The sequence below is a fragment of the Micromonospora sp. RTBAU3-60 genome (assembly GCF_054963695.1).
This window is the reverse complement of sequence record NZ_JBUEGB010000020.1, coordinates 62,824-78,889: the sequence shown is the minus strand read 5'-3', so window position 1 is coordinate 78,889 and position 16,066 is coordinate 62,824. Positions and strand designations below refer to the sequence as shown.

The 16,066-nt window shown below is 71.9% G+C and carries 15 protein-coding genes, 3 tRNA genes and 1 pseudogene; 15 read left to right on the top strand and 4 right to left on the bottom strand.

Going from position 1 to position 16,066, the window contains the following annotated elements; all coding sequences use genetic code 11:
* Positions 1-172: 172 nt before the first annotated feature.
* The 7 genes from ACY34I_RS20920 to ACY34I_RS20890 all read left to right on the top strand — a co-directional run bounded on the left by ACY34I_RS20920 (position 173) and on the right by ACY34I_RS20890 (position 5,563).
* Positions 173-1,222 (top strand): AAA family ATPase, encoded by a 1,050-nt coding sequence (locus ACY34I_RS20920; RefSeq protein ID WP_462756676.1) that lies wholly within the window; start codon positions 173-175, stop codon positions 1,220-1,222.
* Positions 1,219-2,205 (top strand): DUF58 domain-containing protein, encoded by a 987-nt coding sequence (locus ACY34I_RS20915; protein WP_462756675.1) that lies wholly within the window; start codon positions 1,219-1,221, stop codon positions 2,203-2,205. Before ACY34I_RS20920 ends, ACY34I_RS20915 begins: the two co-directional genes overlap by 4 nt.
* On the top strand, positions 2,202-3,161 hold the full coding sequence (locus ACY34I_RS20910) for a VWA domain-containing protein (RefSeq protein WP_148797859.1): 960 nt from the start codon (positions 2,202-2,204) through the stop codon (positions 3,159-3,161). Before ACY34I_RS20915 ends, ACY34I_RS20910 begins: the two co-directional genes overlap by 4 nt.
* A 48-nt stretch (positions 3,162-3,209) precedes the next feature.
* On the top strand, positions 3,210-4,070 hold the full coding sequence (locus ACY34I_RS20905) for a S1C family serine protease (RefSeq protein ID WP_462756674.1): 861 nt from the start codon (positions 3,210-3,212) through the stop codon (positions 4,068-4,070).
* A 119-nt stretch (positions 4,071-4,189) separates the two neighbouring features.
* Complete coding sequence (locus ACY34I_RS20900; RefSeq protein WP_462756673.1) at positions 4,190-4,492, top strand: hypothetical protein; 303 nt, start codon at positions 4,190-4,192, stop codon at positions 4,490-4,492.
* Positions 4,493-4,501: 9 nt separating this feature from the next.
* A complete protein-coding gene (arfB, locus tag ACY34I_RS20895; protein ID WP_462756671.1) occupies positions 4,502-4,927 on the top strand; it encodes an alternative ribosome rescue aminoacyl-tRNA hydrolase ArfB in 426 nt (141 codons plus the stop codon).
* Positions 4,928-4,990: 63 nt separating this feature from the next.
* Entirely contained in the window at positions 4,991-5,563 is a 573-nt protein-coding gene (locus ACY34I_RS20890) for a GNAT family N-acetyltransferase (RefSeq protein WP_462756670.1), read from the top strand.
* A gap of 82 nt (positions 5,564-5,645) precedes the next feature.
* Here ACY34I_RS20890 and ACY34I_RS20885 read toward each other — a convergent pair.
* Positions 5,646-5,894: pseudogene (locus tag ACY34I_RS20885) on the bottom strand (3-methyladenine DNA glycosylase); the annotation flags it as partial.
* Between the two features lie 49 nt (positions 5,895-5,943).
* On the opposite strand from ACY34I_RS20885, the gene ACY34I_RS20880 reads away from it, so the two are divergent.
* Positions 5,944-7,338 (top strand): recombinase family protein, encoded by a 1,395-nt coding sequence (locus ACY34I_RS20880; protein ID WP_462756669.1) that lies wholly within the window; start codon positions 5,944-5,946, stop codon positions 7,336-7,338.
* Positions 7,339-7,826: 488 nt separating this feature from the next.
* Here the strand turns inward: ACY34I_RS20880 and ACY34I_RS20875 are convergent, their stop codons facing one another.
* Together ACY34I_RS20875 and ACY34I_RS20870 are read right to left on the bottom strand one after the other, a co-directional pair.
* Positions 7,827-8,711, bottom strand: a complete 885-nt coding sequence (locus ACY34I_RS20875) for a 3-methyladenine DNA glycosylase (RefSeq protein WP_462756668.1) — start codon at positions 8,709-8,711, stop codon at positions 7,827-7,829.
* 155 nt (positions 8,712-8,866) lie between these two features.
* The gene (locus ACY34I_RS20870; RefSeq protein ID WP_462756667.1) at positions 8,867-10,351 is read right to left on the bottom strand and encodes a hypothetical protein; all 1,485 of its coding nucleotides are present in this window, start codon (positions 10,349-10,351) and stop codon (positions 8,867-8,869) included.
* 203 nt (positions 10,352-10,554) lie between these two features.
* Here ACY34I_RS20870 and ACY34I_RS20865 point away from each other — a divergent pair, with 203 nt between their 5' ends.
* From ACY34I_RS20865 to ACY34I_RS20850, 4 genes are all read left to right on the top strand, one after another.
* Positions 10,555-11,358 (top strand): fumarylacetoacetate hydrolase family protein, encoded by an 804-nt coding sequence (locus ACY34I_RS20865; protein WP_462756666.1) that lies wholly within the window; start codon positions 10,555-10,557, stop codon positions 11,356-11,358.
* 106 nt (positions 11,359-11,464) lie between these two features.
* A tRNA-Gln gene (locus tag ACY34I_RS20860) sits at positions 11,465-11,536 on the top strand.
* A gap of 137 nt (positions 11,537-11,673) precedes the next feature.
* Positions 11,674-11,746 (top strand) — tRNA-Glu (locus ACY34I_RS20855).
* Positions 11,747-12,004: 258 nt separating this feature from the next.
* A tRNA-Glu gene (locus tag ACY34I_RS20850) sits at positions 12,005-12,080 on the top strand.
* A 237-nt stretch (positions 12,081-12,317) separates the two neighbouring features.
* Here ACY34I_RS20850 and ACY34I_RS20845 read toward each other — a convergent pair.
* On the bottom strand, positions 12,318-13,004 hold the full coding sequence (locus ACY34I_RS20845) for an IclR family transcriptional regulator (RefSeq protein WP_148797851.1): 687 nt from the start codon (positions 13,002-13,004) through the stop codon (positions 12,318-12,320).
* 49 nt (positions 13,005-13,053) lie between these two features.
* On the opposite strand from ACY34I_RS20845, the gene leuC reads away from it, so the two are divergent.
* The 3 genes from leuC (at position 13,054) to ACY34I_RS20830 (ending at position 15,924) form a co-directional block, all read left to right on the top strand.
* Positions 13,054-14,496 (top strand): 3-isopropylmalate dehydratase large subunit, encoded by a 1,443-nt coding sequence (leuC, locus tag ACY34I_RS20840; RefSeq protein WP_462756665.1) that lies wholly within the window; start codon positions 13,054-13,056, stop codon positions 14,494-14,496.
* 15 nt (positions 14,497-14,511) lie between these two features.
* Positions 14,512-15,099: a 3-isopropylmalate dehydratase small subunit gene (gene leuD, locus ACY34I_RS20835; protein ID WP_148797849.1), complete on the top strand. Its 588-nt coding sequence runs from the start codon at positions 14,512-14,514 to the stop codon at positions 15,097-15,099.
* A gap of 171 nt (positions 15,100-15,270) precedes the next feature.
* Positions 15,271-15,924 carry an HU family DNA-binding protein gene (locus tag ACY34I_RS20830; RefSeq protein WP_462756663.1) on the top strand — a complete coding sequence of 218 codons (654 nt, stop codon included), beginning with the start codon at positions 15,271-15,273 and terminating at the stop codon, positions 15,922-15,924.
* Positions 15,925-16,066 lie beyond the last annotated feature (142 nt).

Below are 16,066 nucleotides of genomic sequence, written 5' to 3'. Positions count from 1 at the left end.
CGCCCCCACCGGCCGCCGTCCCGGCGACCCGTCTGCGCCCGACTGCGTCGCCCGCACCGGCTCGTACGGTTGCCTCCCGCCTGGGAGAGTCGTGCCCGTCCGGCTCCCGAACGCCCGCCGAGGGGCCGATAATCCGACGTTTGTCGCCGGTCCGGCTCGGGAAGCAAGCACCGTGACGGACATCTCGGACACCCTGGCCAGCGTGCCCAGCCCGGTGGATGCCGATGCGAGCGGCGTCGAGCTGGAACAGACCCTTTTCGAGGTAAAACGGGTGATCGTGGGGCAGGATCGCCTCGTCGAACGCCTGCTCACCGCCCTGGTCGCCGACGGACACTGCCTGCTCGAGGGCGTGCCGGGGGTCGCGAAGACCCTCGCGGCGCAGACCCTCGCCACCGTGGTCGGCGGCACCTTCTCCCGGATCCAGTTCACCCCCGACCTGGTGCCCTCGGACATCGTCGGCACCCGCATCTACCGGGCGTCCACCGAGGCGTTCGACGTCGAACTGGGCCCGATCATGGCGAACCTGGTGCTCGCCGACGAGATCAACCGCGCCCCGGCGAAGGTGCAGTCGGCGCTGCTGGAGGCGATGGCCGAGCGGCAGGTCTCGATCGGCGGCCGGAGCTGGTCGGTGCCCGACCCCTTCCTGGTGCTGGCCACCCAGAACCCGATCGAGTCGGAGGGCGTCTACCAGCTTCCCGAGGCGCAGCGGGACCGGTTCCTCATGAAGATCGTGGTCGACTACCCGTCCGACGCCGACGAACTGGACATCCTCTACCGGATGAGCAGCGACCGGCCAACGCCCCGGCCGGTGCTCGACCCGGCCCGGCTACGGGAACTGCAGCGCCGGGCCGGCCAGATCTTCGTCCACCACGCGCTCGCCGAGTACGTCGTCCGGCTCATCCTCGCCACCCGTGACCCGGGCCGGTTCGGGCTGCCCGAGATCGCGCCGCTGCTGGCGTACGGGGCCAGCCCCCGGGCCACCCTCGGCCTGGTCGCCGCCGCCCGCGCCCAGGCGCTCATCCGGGGCCGGGAGTACGTGCTACCGGACGACGTCCGGGAGTTGGCCGTGGACGTGCTCGCCCACCGGCTGGTGCTCTCCTTCGACGCGGTCGCCGACGGTGTCTCCGCCGAGGCGCTGGTCCGCCGGCTGATCGAGGCGGTGCCGCCACCCCGGGTCGTCGCCGGCCACCCCGAGACGGCGCCCGACCTGGCGGCGGCATGAGGCGCCGGGCCGCACCGCCCCCGCCCGAGCCCGGCCTGGCGGAACTCGCTCCCAACGAGCGGTTGCGCCGGTTGGAGCTGACCGTCACCCGACGGCTCGACGGGCTGCTCCACGGCCAGTACCGCGGCCTGCTGCCCGGCCCAGGCAGCGAGGTGGCCGGCAGCCGCGAGTACCGCCCCGGCGAGGACGAGGTGCGCCGGATGGACTGGGCGGTCACCGCCCGGACCACCGTCCCGCACGTCCGCGAGGTCGACGCCGACCGGGAGCTGACCACCTGGCTGCTGGTGGACGCCAGCCCGAGCATGGCGTACGGCACGGCCACGCTGGACAAACGAGAACTCTCGGTGGCCGCCGTGGCGGCGGTCGGCTTCCTCACCGCCGGCGTCGGCAGCCGCCTCGGCGCGCTGGTGCTCAGCCCCGACGGCGTACGCCGGTTCCCGGCCCGGGGCGGGCGTACCCACCTGCTCGGGCTGCTGCGCGCCCTGCTGGCCGCGCCCCGACCTGACGTCGTCGTCGCCCCGCCAGGGCTGGCCGACGGGCTGGACGGGGTCGGGCGGGTGGCCCGGCGCCGGGGCCTGGTGGTGGTGGTGTCCGACTTCCTCGACGGGCTGCCCGACGACCCGGACGCCGCCCCGCCCTGGGAGGTCCTCCTGCGCCGGCTCGCCGTCCGGCACCAGGTGCTCGCCGTGGAAGTGACCGACCCGCGCGAGCTGGAGCTGCCGGACGTCGGCCTGGTCACCATGGTCGACCCGGAGACCGGCCGGCGCCGCGAGGTGTGGACCGGGGACCGGAGCCTGCGGGAGCGGTACGCGCAGGCCGCCGCCGCCCAACGCGACCAGGTACGCGCCGCGCTGCGCCGGTCCGGCGCCAGCCACCTGGCGCTGCGCACCGACCGCGACTGGAGCGCCGACATCGTGCGGCACGTGCACGCCCAGCGCCGGCTGGCCGCCGCGCCGGCCGCACCCCGGGGAGGTGCCGCGTGACCTGGCAGTCGCCCGCCCGGCTCTGGCTCCTGCTCGGCGTCGCCGCGCTCGTCGTCGGCTACCTGGTGATGCAGCGCCGCCAGAGCCGGTACGCCATCCGGTTCACCAACCTGCGGCTGCTGGACCGCGTCGCGCCGCACCGGCCCGCCTGGCGCCGGCACGTGCCGGCGGGACTCTTCCTCGCCATGCTCGCGCTGCTGGTGGTCGGCTTCGCCCGGCCCAACGCGGAGGTGCGGGTACCCCGGGAACGGGCCACCGTGATGGTCGCGGTGGACGTGTCCACCTCGATGCTGGCCAGCGACGTCGACCCGGACCGGCTGACCGCCGCCAAGCAGGCCGCCCGCCGGTTCGTCGACGGCCTGCCCAAGGAGTTCAACGTCGGGCTGGTCGCCTTCGCCGGCAGCGCGGCCGTGCTGGTCCCGCCGGGCACCGACCGGGACGCGCTGCACGAGGGGATCGGTCGGCTCGACGAGGGCATCACCGGGGTACAGGGCACCGCCATCGGCGAGGCGATCAGCACCTCCCTGGGCGCGGTGAAGAGCCTGGACGCCAAGGCGGCCAAGGATCCGCCGCCAGCCCGGATCATCATCCTCTCCGACGGCGCGAACACCTCCGGCATGGACCCGATGGAGGCGGCCGCCCAGGCCGTGACGGCGAAGGTCCCGGTGCACGCCATCTCGTTCGGCACCCCGTCCGGCTTCGTCGACCGGGGCGGGCGGGCCATCCAGGTGCCGGTGGACGGGCAGACCCTCAAGGCGGTCGCCGAGGAGACCGGGGGCGGCTTCCACGAGGCGTCCACCAGCGCCGAGCTGCGCGCCGTCTACGAGGACATCGGCACCTCGGTCGGCTACCGCAAGGAACGGCAGGACATCTCCGCCCGCTTCATCGGCCTGGGGCTGGTCTTCGCGATGGGAGCGGCCGCCGGATCCCTGCGGTGGTTCTCCCGCCTGCCCTGACCCGTACCACCCGTCCGCGACGACGGCACGACACGTGAGGAGCCAGGTATGGCAGTGCAGACCGGACTCGGCGAGCCACGCGGCCCGTGGTTCGTCTCGCCCGAGCTGGACCCGGACGGGCGCGGGCGCTGGGACGTACCCGGATCCGAGCGAGGCCCGGGACGGCGCGGCTGGCGCGGGCGGATGCTGACCGCGCTCGCGGTGGTGGCGCTGTCGATGGTCTCCGGGGCGGCGGCGGGGACCTGGGTGGCCGGCCGAGACGCGCCCGGGCCCGCGGCGGCGTCCGCCGCGCCGGTGCCGGCGGAGCTGGTCACCGCGGCCGAGAAGACCGTGCCGGGGGTGGTGTCGGTGATGGTCGGCAGTGGCTCCGGGGCGTCGGCCAGCGGTTCCGGCTTCGCCATCGACCACGAGCAGCACATCGTGACCAACGACCACATCCTGGCCAAGGGCGGCTCCGGGCCGGTGACGGTGGAGACCTCCGACGGCCGGCGGTTCACCGCCGAGGTGGTGGGGCGGGAGCCGAGCAGCGACCTGGCGGTGCTCAAGGTGCCCGCCTCGGCCGGGTTGTCCCCGCTGCCGCTGGCCAAGCCGAACGCCACCCGCGTCGGCGAGCCGGTGCTCGCGGTCGGTTCCCCGCTCGGCCTGTCCGGCACGGTGACCGCCGGCATCGTCAGCGCGCTCAACCGTCAGGTACGCATCGGCAACGGCCGGCACGCCGCGGTGCAGACCGACGCCTCGATCAACCCGGGCAACTCGGGTGGCCCGCTGGTCAACGCGCGGGGCGAGGTGGTCGGGGTGAACACGGCCATCGCCACCATCGACGGCAACGGCTCGATCGGCATCGGGTTCGCCATCCCGATCGACCAGGTCCAGCAGACCGCCGACACCATCATCGGCCGGGGCGGCTGACCGACCCGGAGCCGCCCCGCCCTATCGGACCATCCCGCCGGATCGGATGAACTGTCGGATATCCGGCGTGGGACCATCGGGCCATGGAAATATTACGCTGAGTATGGATACTGGCATGGGTGGAGCAAGCTGTCATCGCGGCCCTCCTCCTGGTGGGCCTGGTCATCGGCACCGGCGTCGGTGCGTCGTACGCCCGCGCGAAGCGTGGCTGGAAGGACTACCAGACCGCCCGTAACACCGTTCCGGGCGCCCGGCGGACCGCCTGGCTGGCGATCCGCGCGGTCTTCACCAAGATCGGCGTGATCGCCCTGCTGCTCGTCGGTGCGGCCGCGTACGCGGCGGCCGGGCCGGACCACGAGCGGGCCGGCCCCGCGCCCACCCCGACGGTAACTCCCACGCCCGGCCATCGGTCGGGGCGATAGCCTCGGGGCGTGGACGATGGACTGCGGGTGACCGACCGGCTCGTGGTCCCCGCCGGCGAGCTGCGGGAACGGTTCTCCCGCTCGTCCGGGCCGGGCGGACAGGGGGTCAACACCACCGACTCCCGGGTGGAGCTCAGCTTCGACCTGGCCGGCTCGCCGAGCGTGCCCGAGCCGCTGCGGGCCCGCGCGCTGGACCGGCTCGCCGGGCGGCTGGTCGACGGCGTGCTGACCGTCACCGCCAGCGAACACCGGGCGCAGTTGGCCAACCGGGAGGCGGCCCGCGAGCGACTGGCCGCCGTGTTGCGGGAGGCGGTGGCCCCGCCCGCCAAGCCCCGCCGCCCGACCCGCCCGTCGCGGGCGGCGAAGGAGCGCCGGCTGGCCGACAAGAAGCGCCAGTCCCAGCGCAAGCGCGACCGCCGGGCGGATGGCGACTGACCCGGCCCGACGGCGCGGGAAAACGGTTTTGAGGCCGACCGGACCGCCGACCAGAATGCGCCCGTGCCCGTCGACTTCTCCGTCAAACCCACGCTCACCGGCGAGCGGGTCATCCTGCGCCCGTTCGTCGACGAGGACCTCGCGGCCTTCCAGGCCGCCCTTGCCGACCCGGAGGTGGCCCGGCTCACCGGCAGCCCGCCCGAGCCGATCGACCCGGGGCGGCTCCGCGCCTGGTACGGCACCCGCAACAGCCAGACCGACCGGCTCGACCTGGCCGTCGTGGACAAGGCGACCGGGGCCTGCGTCGGCGAGGTGGTCCTCAACGAGTGGGACGGCCACAACCGCAACTGCAACTTCCGGACGCTGATCGGCCCGGCCGGCCGGAACCGGGGGCTCGGCACCGAGGCGGTCCGGCTGATCGTCGGGTACGGCTTCGAGCAGCTCGGCCTGCACCGGATCTCGCTGGAGGTGTTCGCGTTCAACCCGCGCGCCCGCCGGGTCTACGAGAAGGTCGGCTTCGTGGCCGAGGGCACGCTGCGGCAGGTGCTCCGCGACGGCGACGGCTGGGTGGACGCCACCGTCATGTCGATCCTCGCGCCCGAGTGGGCGGCGCACCGGGGCCACCCGGAGGGCTGAGTCCGCACGACCGGGGCCGGGGTTGATCCGCGCGGTCGGCTGAACCGGGCCGGGGCCGATCGGTCTGCCCGGCCCGCCCCGATCAGTCGACCGCGGCGAGCAGCCGGCCGCGCAGCCCGGCGGCCCGCTCGGCGAAGCCGCGCTGCGCGGCGGCGTACTCGGCCCGGCCCTCCGGCGTCTCCACCAGCACCGGCGGATAGCCGCCCAGGTCGGCCAGGTCGCACGGGCTGGCCCGCATGTCCAGCGCGCGGATCTCCCGGGCCAGCGCGAAGCAGTCCGCGACCAGCTCGGACGGCACCAGCGGGGAGAGCTTGTACGCCCACTTGTAGAGGCGACTGCGTATCATCATCCCAGGCAACTTCGAGGGAGGGAACGCAGGGATGGACGTCGTCATCTACGCACGGCTCAGCCTGGACAAGCTGGGTAACGAGCTGGGCGTTGATCGGCAGCTCGAAGCCTGCCGGGAGTTGGCAGCTCGTCAGGGCTGGACGGTGACGCGGGAGCTGATCGACAACAGCATCAGCGCCACGACCGGCCGGGTCCGGCCGGCGTTCGAGAAGCTGCTCACCCTGAGCCCGAAGCCGGACGCCGTCATCGTCTGGCATCTCGACCGGCTCGTCCGCCTCACCCGTGAGCTGGACCGGGTGATCAGCTACGGCGTACCCGTCCACGCCGTGACCGCAGGGATGCTGGACTTGAGCAACCCGACAGGCGTCCTGATGGCGAACGTGGTCACGGCGTTCTCTCAGTTCGAGGGCCAGCAGAAGGCTGCTCGTCAGCGTCTGGCGGCCACGCAGCGGGCTTCCCAAGGCCGGCCCTGGTGGTCTGCTCGACCCTTCGGATACGAGCGCGATGGAACACCTCGTGGCGGTGAAGCCGAGGCCGTTCAGCGCGCGTACCAGGATCTGTTGGCGGGGCGCTCCCTGGTGTCGATCGCCGATGAGTGGAACCGTCAGGGCATGCTCACCACCAGGGGGAGGAACTGGACTGGAGCAACTGTTCGTCAGCTCCTCATGTCTGCCAGGAACTGCGCTATCCGGACGTACGCAGGGGATGAGGTCGGCCCTGGTAACTGGGATGCCCTGGTGCCCGAGGAGATCTACCGTTCCGCTGTCCGTGTGCTCAACTCTCCTACCCGCAAGGCAGGTGGTGGCGGTCCCCGTCGGAGCCTGCTGACGGGCGTCGCTACCTGTGCCAACTGTGGTGGCCCCATCCGCACGGCATGGCGTGGACGGAAGGGCGAGCAGGGTAGCTACGCCGTCTATGAGTGCAAGTTCAAGCACTGCGTATCCCACCGTCAGGACGAGGCTGACACCATGGTCAGTGAGCGTGTGATCCGGTTCCTGACCGCGCCGCAGTTCGCGGAAGCGTTCGAGCAGAGCGAGGATGACCTGCCTGTTCAGCAGATGAGGGACGAGGTGGGGACCCTTCGGGCACGGCTCGATGATCTGGCCACCGACTATGCAGCTGGGCTCGTTACTCGATCGCAGTTTCTGACTGCATCCCAGACCATGCGCAGCCGCGTGGATGAGTTGGAGGATCAGCTATCCCAGTTGGGGAGTGACAGCGCCGTCAAGGGCGTCACCGGGATGACGGACGAGCAGGTACGCCGCCACTGGGATGGGTTGGATGTAGACCGCAGGCGGTCCCTGATCCTCGCGGTTGTCGTAAGCTGCCGTCTCCGCCAGAAGGGGCGTGGCGTCCGCCGCACCGATGAGCGGCATGTCGATGTGTTGTTCAGGGCGGGAGACCCCGCGAAGGTTGCGAGCATCTGACCCGGGGAAGGAGCCGAACCGGGGAGAGGCGGAAGGGGCCCATCTTCGGGCTCCTGATCTTCGGGTTCTCCACCGCCACATGAACACCAGGGAGCGCAGCGATGCTGTGGCGCGGACGCTTCGCGTCAGTGCCCCTGCATCCCAGTGCTACTGGTATCCAGCTCTACACAGGAAGTGACCCCTTCGGGGGCTATCCAGGGTCTCGGTACGCGCAGGCGGGGGCGCGCGCGTGCGCGCGTAGGAGGAAGATCCTTCCCGGCTTCCCGCCGCTTCATCACCCTGCCGACGCTGGCGCTCCTGACAGCTCAGCCAGCAGCCCGCCGCCTATTCCTTGAGCAAGGAACTGGCCGTTCAAGGCCAGCTATGGCTGGCTGGCCCACGCCGTCTTCCCAGGTCAGGAGCAAGATCCCCGCTTCTGCGCGACCTTGGAACCGGGGCAAGATGGCGGATGCTATGACGTAGCGGTGCAGAGAGGGTCTCTCAGGGGGTTATGCCCCCACCCTTGTCGGTGACTCCGCTCCCTCAAGCAGCGCCGCACAGACATCGATCAACCGGGCGCGTAGTTGGCTCGCGCGCTGCGAGAACTCGCGTTGACGAGCGACGTACTCGGCCTTGCCTTCGAGTGTCTCGATAGCCACCGCCGGTTCCCCGTAGGAGGAGAAGTCGTACGGGGACGCCTGCATGTCGAGCAGCCGGATGTCCCTCGCCAACTCGAAGCAGTCGAGCGCCAGATCCCCTGGAACCGCAGGGCCCAGCTTGGTTGCCCACTTGTGGCAGTCCATCGAGGCATGCAAGCAGCCCGGCTGATCGAGCTCTACCTGGCTCTCCCTCGTTGGTCGGAGCCGGTTGAGGCTGACTGCGTCAGGGGTGAAGAACCGGAACGCATCGAAGTGCGTGCAGCGGATCTGGTGAGACTCGACTACCGCGTCAGTTCCCTCTTGCCCAAGTCGCAGGGGGAGTGGATGCCGATGCTCACGTTGGCGGTACACCATCGCCCACTCATGCAGGCCGAAGCAGCCAGTGAAGGCTGGTCGCGACGCGATCGCGGACAACAGCCGATGGATGAAGCGCACTGACTCAGCCCGGTCGGCGAGGAACGCTGTGACGTCGAACCTCACGACTCCGTCCGCATCCGTGGCGTACCAACGCCACTGTCGGTGTGGGGCAGAGCCGTTCGGTCCGGGCTTCAAGGAGATGCCGACGCCCGGGTGCCAGCGTCGGAGCACGGAGGGCCTGGTGCCGTAGTAGTCGTACAAGAAGTCATCGATCGCGTGGCGTTCCCTCGTGGCCTTGCGGGCTCGATGTCCGGCGGTGAGGGAGTCAGCGCGCTCCTCGTGTGCCCGTGAGAGGGAGGCCCAGGTGGAAGCGGGCATGCGAGTCACTGGTCTCGACCCTTGTTGTCCGCTTCGTGCCGCTTCGATACCCCCCACCTTCGGAAATTGCCTGAGTTGCACATACGCAGACCGTCGAGCACGGGGGCGAGGGCGGCGGTCACGGACCCCAGGGTACGACCGCCGCCCGACTCCGGTCAGGCCACGTCCACCCGCACCCCGGCGGAGAAGACGCCGCTGCGCAGCTCCAACTGCTTCGGCGGGTCGGTGCCGTGCAGGGTGAAGACCAGCGGCAGGAGCACCCGGCTGCCCGCCGCCACCGGCTGGGCGAAGACGTCCCGCCCGAGGTTGGCCACCCGGGTGGCGTCCTCGTCGGCGGCGACCCAGTTGCCTCCCGGCAGGTATGCGCGTTGAAGCTGGCCGTGCCAGGTTTGCTCGCCCTGGGTGAGGTTGCGTACGCCGACCGTGGCGAGGCACTGGCGGGCGCCCGCCTGGGCACTGGGCAGGCCCTGCGTGCCGCAGGCCACCCGGTAGACGGTGAACTCGAATGCCGACTCCCGTAGCGGGACGCCGACCGCGCCGGTGACGCTCCGGCCGATCCACGCGCCGCTCGTCGGCTGCTTGCCGGTGTCGATCGCGGAGACCCGCTGGGTGGCCGTCCACGCACCCGCGCCGACCACGCCGGCCAGCACCGCCGCCGCGACCCCGACCAGCAGCCAGACCGGCGGCTTGCGCCGCTGCCCGGGCAACGTCGGCATGGCCGGGCGCGGGTAGACGGTCCCGCGGTCCGCCGGGCCCCCCGCCCCGGCACTCACCGGGCCCCCCGCCCCGGCACTCACCGGGCCGCCCGCCCCGGGACTGGCCGGGCCGCCTGGCCCGGGGTTCGCCGGGCCGTCCGCGCCGCGGGCGAGGGTCGGGTCGCTGGCGTGGGCCGCCGCCGCAACGGGCCGCGCGGCGAGGGAGCGCCGCCGGCGGCGTTGCCACCAGAACAGCAGCGCACCGGCGGTGACGACCAGGACCGCGGCCAGCGCGCCCAGCAGCACCGGCGGTCGCCGCCACACCGGGGCCGCGCCCACCTTCGTCACGGCAACCGCCGGTCCCGCCCAGGTCGCGGTGGCGCAGTCGTACGGGCGGGTGCCATCAGTGCCGTACACGCAGGCGGGCGCGGTGACCGAGCGTCCCTGGGTGGTCGTGCTGAGCGCGGTGTGCAGCGTGGTGGTGCTCTGCGCCGGCAACCGTAGCCGCCAGGTGACCTCGTTGACTCCGGACGTCCCGATCGCGCGGGTGGCCCGACCGCCGGCGGTCACCGTGGTCGCCCGCGACCCGGCGGGCAGTTCCTGCCGTACCGTCGTGTCGACCGGGGCGTTCCCGGCGTTGCGGATCTCGATCTGGTAGCCGGGCGCCGGGGTGTTGGCCGCGGTCATCGCGACGGTGACCGGCGGCTTGGACATCTGGATCGGGGCCGGGCTCGCCGGCGGCACCGCGGGCGGTGCCGCCGGCATCCCGGTCGGGATCGGCGTGGCGCGTTCCGCCGGGGCGGGCGCCGCCGCGGCCGGCCCGGGCTGGGCGGGTGCCGCCGCGGCCCCGGGGGCCGTGATCGGCAGCGCCGGTACGGCGGCCATCACGCCGAGGCAGTTCACGATCACTGCCAGGGTCCTGTGGTGTCGTTTCGATGCAGGCATACCAACGAACCTCCGGACCCGAAGCTATGGGCCCGCCCCCGCCGGGCGGGTACGAAGTCGGCATTTTCGCCCCGGTCCACCGGTGGCCGCGTACGCTGGCCCGCCGGTGGTCCGGACTCATGTCGGTGCGTACGCGGGATGGGCACGCGGCGGGCCGGCCGCGCCCGACGTGAGCGGGCCGCTGGCGGGGATAGATTGGCCGGGTGCGTATCGCTCGTTTTGCTCATGCCAAGGGAATGTCGTTCGGGGTCGTCGAGGGCGAGCCGGAGGCCGGGCCGCAGGGCCTGACCATCGCCGAGATCGACGGGCACCCCTTCGGGCAGATCCAGTTCTCCGGCGCCCGGTGGGCGCTCTCCGACGTCCGGCTGCTCTCGCCGATCCTGCCCAGCAAGGTGGTCTGCGTGGGCCGCAACTACGCCGAGCACGCCGCCGAGCACGGCAGCGACGTGCCCAAGGAGCCGCTGCTGTTCTTGAAGCCGTCCACCTCGGTGATCGGCCCGCGGGACGCGATCCGGCTGCCGATCTTCTCCAAGCAGGTCGAGCACGAGGCGGAGCTGGCCGTGGTGATCGGCGCTCCCGGGGCGCGCCGGGCCGACCGGGCCGCCGCCGAGCGGGCCATCTTCGGCTACACCTGCGCCAACGACGTCACCGCCCGGGATCTGCAGCGCTCGGACGGTCAGTGGACCCGGGCCAAGGGCTTCGACTCGTTCTGCCCCCTCGGTCCGTGGATCACCACCGGGCTGGACGTCTCCGACCTGGAGATCCGCTGTGAGGTGGGTCGCAATCCGGAGGAGATGGAGGTACGCCAGCTCGGCCGGACCAAGGACATGGTCTTCGACGTGCCGGCCCTGGTGTCGTACATCTCCCACGTGATGACGCTGCTCCCGGGCGACGTGGTGCTGACGGGTACGCCAGCGGGGGTTAGCCCGCTCACCGACGGGGATACGGTCGCTGTGCGGATCGAGGGGATCGGCGAGCTCACCAACCCGGTGGTACCGGTCGCCTGATGCGTCCGACGTCTCGTTTCCGCAGATCAGGGGCGGTTCGAGGGGTTGGATTTGGCCTGTCGGCACCGGGAGGGTAAAGTTCATTCCCGGCGCCGCAAGGGGCCAATGGGGTATGGGGTAATTGGCAGCCCGACTGATTCTGGTTCAGTTAGTCTAGGTTCGAGTCCTGGTACCCCAGCGCAGCCGTGGATTCGCGAGAATCCCGGACGCTGGATTCTGGCGGAGTTCCGCTCCGCTCCTCGCTGGAGGGGCGGCAGATGATCTCTGATAGAGTGCAGCTTCCTCACCCGTATGGGTGAGGAAGCACATGGTTCTGGCCCCGTCGTCTAGCGGCCCAGGACGCCGCCCTCTCAAGGCGGTAGCGCCGGTTCGAATCCGGTCGGGGCTACAGCGCAGACAGCCCGTCCCACCTGTTGGGGCGGGCTGTTTCGTGTCCGCCCAACGTCGCTGCTCGACCACCCGTTCGTAGTCGGCGCGCAACCCGGGCCGGGTTGCCGCTGCCACCGCCCGAGACCGTGCGGGCGTCGGCGCGGGGCAGTCCGACCTGGCGTCGCCGCGGTCGACCCCCGTCGCCGTGCCCTCCGGGCGGTGCCGCTAGACTAACGGCCGCACCGCTCGTCAGGGCGGTGAAGCAGGAAAAGTGCCTGGCCCCGTCGTCTAGCGGCCCAGGACGCCGCCCTCTCAAGGCGGTAGCGCCGGTTCGAATCCGGTCGGGGCTACCAACGCCAACGGCCCGTCCCAACTCGTGGGGCGGGCCGTTCGCCGTTCGTTGGTCCCCCGGCCCGTCCAGCCCTCGGGCGACCGCCGCCTCGGCCACCGCCGCGTCCGCGGTCGTTGGCCGCCCGCTGCCATCCAGGCCCCGCGTGGCGCTCAAGAAGTTTGCGTCTCGGACAGCGGGATCCGTGACGCAAACCTCTTGATCAACGCGCAGAGCCAGCCAGCGGAGACCAGGGGGTGGGTCAGAGGCCGGAGAGGCGTTGGCCGGCGCGGACGACGGCCATGGCGTGGCGTTCGCCGGGGCGGCGGCCGAGGCGCTCGATCGGGCCGGAGATGCTGATCGCGGCGATCACCCGCCCGGTGCGGTCGCGGATGGGTGCCGAGACGCTCGCCACACCCGCCTCCCGCTCGGCGACGCTCTGCGCCCAGCCTCGGCGGCGTACCTCGGCCAGGGTGCGGCCGGTGAACTTCGATCGGGGCAGCAGCGGCATGACCGCCTCGGGCGGCTCCCAGGCGAGCAGGATCTGCGCCGCCGAACCGGCCGTCATGGGCAGCACCGAGCCGACCGGCACGGTGTCCCGCAGGCCGCTGGCCCGCTCGGCGGCGGCCACGCAGATGCGCTCGTCGGCGCGGCGCAGGTAGAGCTGGGCGCTCTCGCCGGTGGCGTCGCGCAGCGCGGAGAGCAGCGGCTCGGCCGCGGTGAGCAGGACATCCGGCGCGGCGTTCGCCAGCTCGCCGAGCCGGGGGCCCGGGCGCCAGCGTCCCTGGGTGTCCCGGACCAGCATCCGGTGGATCTCCAGAGCCTGTGCCAGCCGGTGCGCGGTGGCCCGGGGCAGCTTGGTGCGTTCAACGAGTTCGGCCAGGCTGGCGCCGTCGACACAGGCGGCCAGGATGACCACCGCCTTGTCGAGAACGCCGACACCGCTCATACTGTGTCCCACAAGCCGAAATTTACCTCCCAGAATTTAGGATGTCCAGATGGTGGGAGTCACTCAACCGAGGACCCTGGCCGAGAAGGTCTGGGACGCGCACGTCGTCCGCTCCGCCGACGGCGAGCCGGATCTGCTCTTCATCGACCTGCACCTGCTCCACGAGGTCACCAGCCCGCAGGCGTTCGACGGGCTGCGCCTGGCCGGGCGCCGGGTCCGCCGCACCGACCTGACGATCGCGACCGAGGACCACAACACCCCGACCGGGTACGACGACCCGGCGTTCCGCTCCCGGCGCGGCGACCTGCTCACGATCGCGGACCCCACCTCCCGCACCCAGATCGAGACGCTGCGCCGCAACTGCGCCGAGTTCGGCGTCCGGCTGCACCCGCTCGGCGACGAGAACCAGGGCATCGTGCACGTCATCGGCCCACAGTTGGGGCTCACCCAGCCGGGCACGACGATCGTCTGCGGCGACTCGCACACGGCCACCCACGGCGCCTTCGGCGCGCTCGCGTTCGGCATCGGCACCAGTGAGGTGGAGCACGTGCTGGCCACCCAGACGCTGCCGCAGGCCCGGCCGAAGACCATGGCGGTGAACGTCACCGGCCAGCTCGCCCCCGGCGTCACCGCCAAGGACCTGGTGCTGGCGCTGATCGCCCAGGTGGGCACCGGCGGTGGGCGCGGCCACATCGTCGAGTACCGGGGCGAGGCCATCCGCAACCTCTCCATGGAGGGGCGGATGACGATCGCCAACATGTCGATCGAGTGGGGCGCCAAGGCCGGCATGATCGCGCCGGACGAGACGACCTTCGCGTACCTGAAGGGGCGGCCGAACGCGCCGCAGGGAGCCGACTGGGACGCCGCGGTGGCGTACTGGCGGACGCTCCCCACCGACGAGGGGGCGACCTTCGACGCCGAGGTGACCCTGGACGCCAGCCGGATCACGCCGTTCGTCACCTGGGGCACCAACCCCGGGCAGGGCGCCCCGCTGGGCTCCGCCGTGCCGGACCCGGAGGAGTTCGTCACCGAGCCGGAGCGGGCCGCCGCCCGCCGGGCCCTGGAATACATGGACCTCAAGGCCGGCACCCCGCTGCGCGACCTGGCCGTCGACGTGGTCTTCGTCGGCTCCTGCACCAACGGCCGGCTGGAGGACCTCCGCGCCGCCGCCGACGTGCTGCGCGGACACCAGGTGGCCGACGGCGTACGCATGCTGGTGGTCCCCGGGTCCGCCGCGGTACGCGAGGCGGCCGAGGCGGAGGGCCTGGACAAGGTCTTCACCGACGCCGGCGCCGAGTGGCGCTTCGCCGGCTGTTCCATGTGCCTCGGGATGAACCCGGACACCCTGTCGCCGGGCCAGCGCTCGGCCTCGACCTCCAACCGCAACTTCGAGGGCCGCCAGGGCCGGGGCGGGCGCACCCACCTGGTGTCCCCGCCGGTCGCCGCCGCCACCGCCGTGGTCGGCCGGCTGGCCGCCCCCGCCGACCTGTAGAAGGGCAGCCGAGAGATGGACAAGTTCACCACCCACACCGGCACCGCCGTGCCGCTGCGCCGGTCCAACGTGGACACCGATCAGATCATCCCCGCCGTGTACCTCAAGCGGGTGACCCGGACCGGTTTCGCGGACGGGCTCTTCAGTGCGTGGCGGGAGGATCCGGCATTCGTTCTCAACGATCCCGCCCATTCGGGCGCGTCGATTCTCATCGCCGGCCCCGAGTTCGGTACGGGCTCCTCCCGGGAGCATGCCGTCTGGGCCCTGCGGGACTGGGGCTTCCGCGCGGTGATCTCTCCCCGCTTCGGTGACATCTTCCGCGGCAACGCGCTGAAGGAAGGTCTCCTTCCGGTCGAGCTGGAATTGAAAGCCGTGGCGGAACTCTGGGATCTGGTGGAATCCGACCCCACCACCCCGATCACGGTCGACCTCACCGCCCGCCAGGTCCGCGCCGGGGATGCCACCTGGGCCTTCCCGCTGGACGACCACAGCCGCTGGCGGCTGATGGAGGGCTTGGATGACATTGGACTCACCCTCCGGCACGAGGCCGAGATCGGTGCGTACGAGGCGTCCCGGCCGTCGTTCCTGCCCTCCGTGGCGTAGCCGGAGACCGGAGCGCACAGCGGTTTTCGCCCCCACCGGTTCGCCGGTGGGGGCGAATCCGTTACGACACAAGGCCTTTTTTCCACCGAATGTTTGTGTCCCGGCAGCACAGGGCATACCGTGCGCGCAGAATGGCTCGCGTCGAGTCAGTTGCACAATCGGGAGGAAGTCGTGAACAAGGCCGAGCTCATCGAGGCGCTCGCCGTTCGCCTGGGGGACCGGAAGACGGCGACGGCCGCGCTCGACGCGGTCCTCGCTGAGGTCCAGGCGGCGGTCACCAAGGGCGAGAAGGTGGCGATCACCGGATTCGGAGCGTTCGAAAAGCGCGTCCGGGGCGCCCGAACAGCGCGCAACCCGCGGACCGGCGAGGCGGTGAAGGTCAAGAAGACCTCCGTCCCGACCTTCCGCCCGGGCGCTGGCTTCAAGGAGATGGTGGCCAGCGGCAAGGTGCCGAAGAACACCGCCGCCGCCAAGAAGATCACCGCGGCCGCTGCCAAGGCGACCGGCGCGAAGGCGACCGGCGCGAAGGCGGCCGGGGCCAAGGCGACCGCGGCGAAGAAGACCGCTGCGGCCGGCGCCGCCAAGAAGACCACGGCGGCGAAGGCCGCCAAGACCACCGCCGCGGCCAAGAAGGCCGCGCCGGCGAAGAAGGCCGCCGCGGCCAAGAAGACCGCGCCGGCCAAGAAGGCGGCCGCCACCAAGAAGACGACGGCGGCGAAGAAGACCACGGCGGCCAAGAAGACCACGGCGGCCAAGAAGACCACGGCCGCCAAGAAGGCACCAGCGAAGAAGGCTCCGGCCAAGAAGGCCGCCACGCGGCGCTGACCGCACCGGCCCGGAAAGGGCGCCCACCGCTCGCGGTGGGCGCCCTTTTCCGTGCATGGGCCCCTGGCGGGGCGGCCAGCTCGCGGATGTGGCGGCATCCGACCAGGGTGGATGCCACATCGCGTATCTGGTGAGGAGCGCC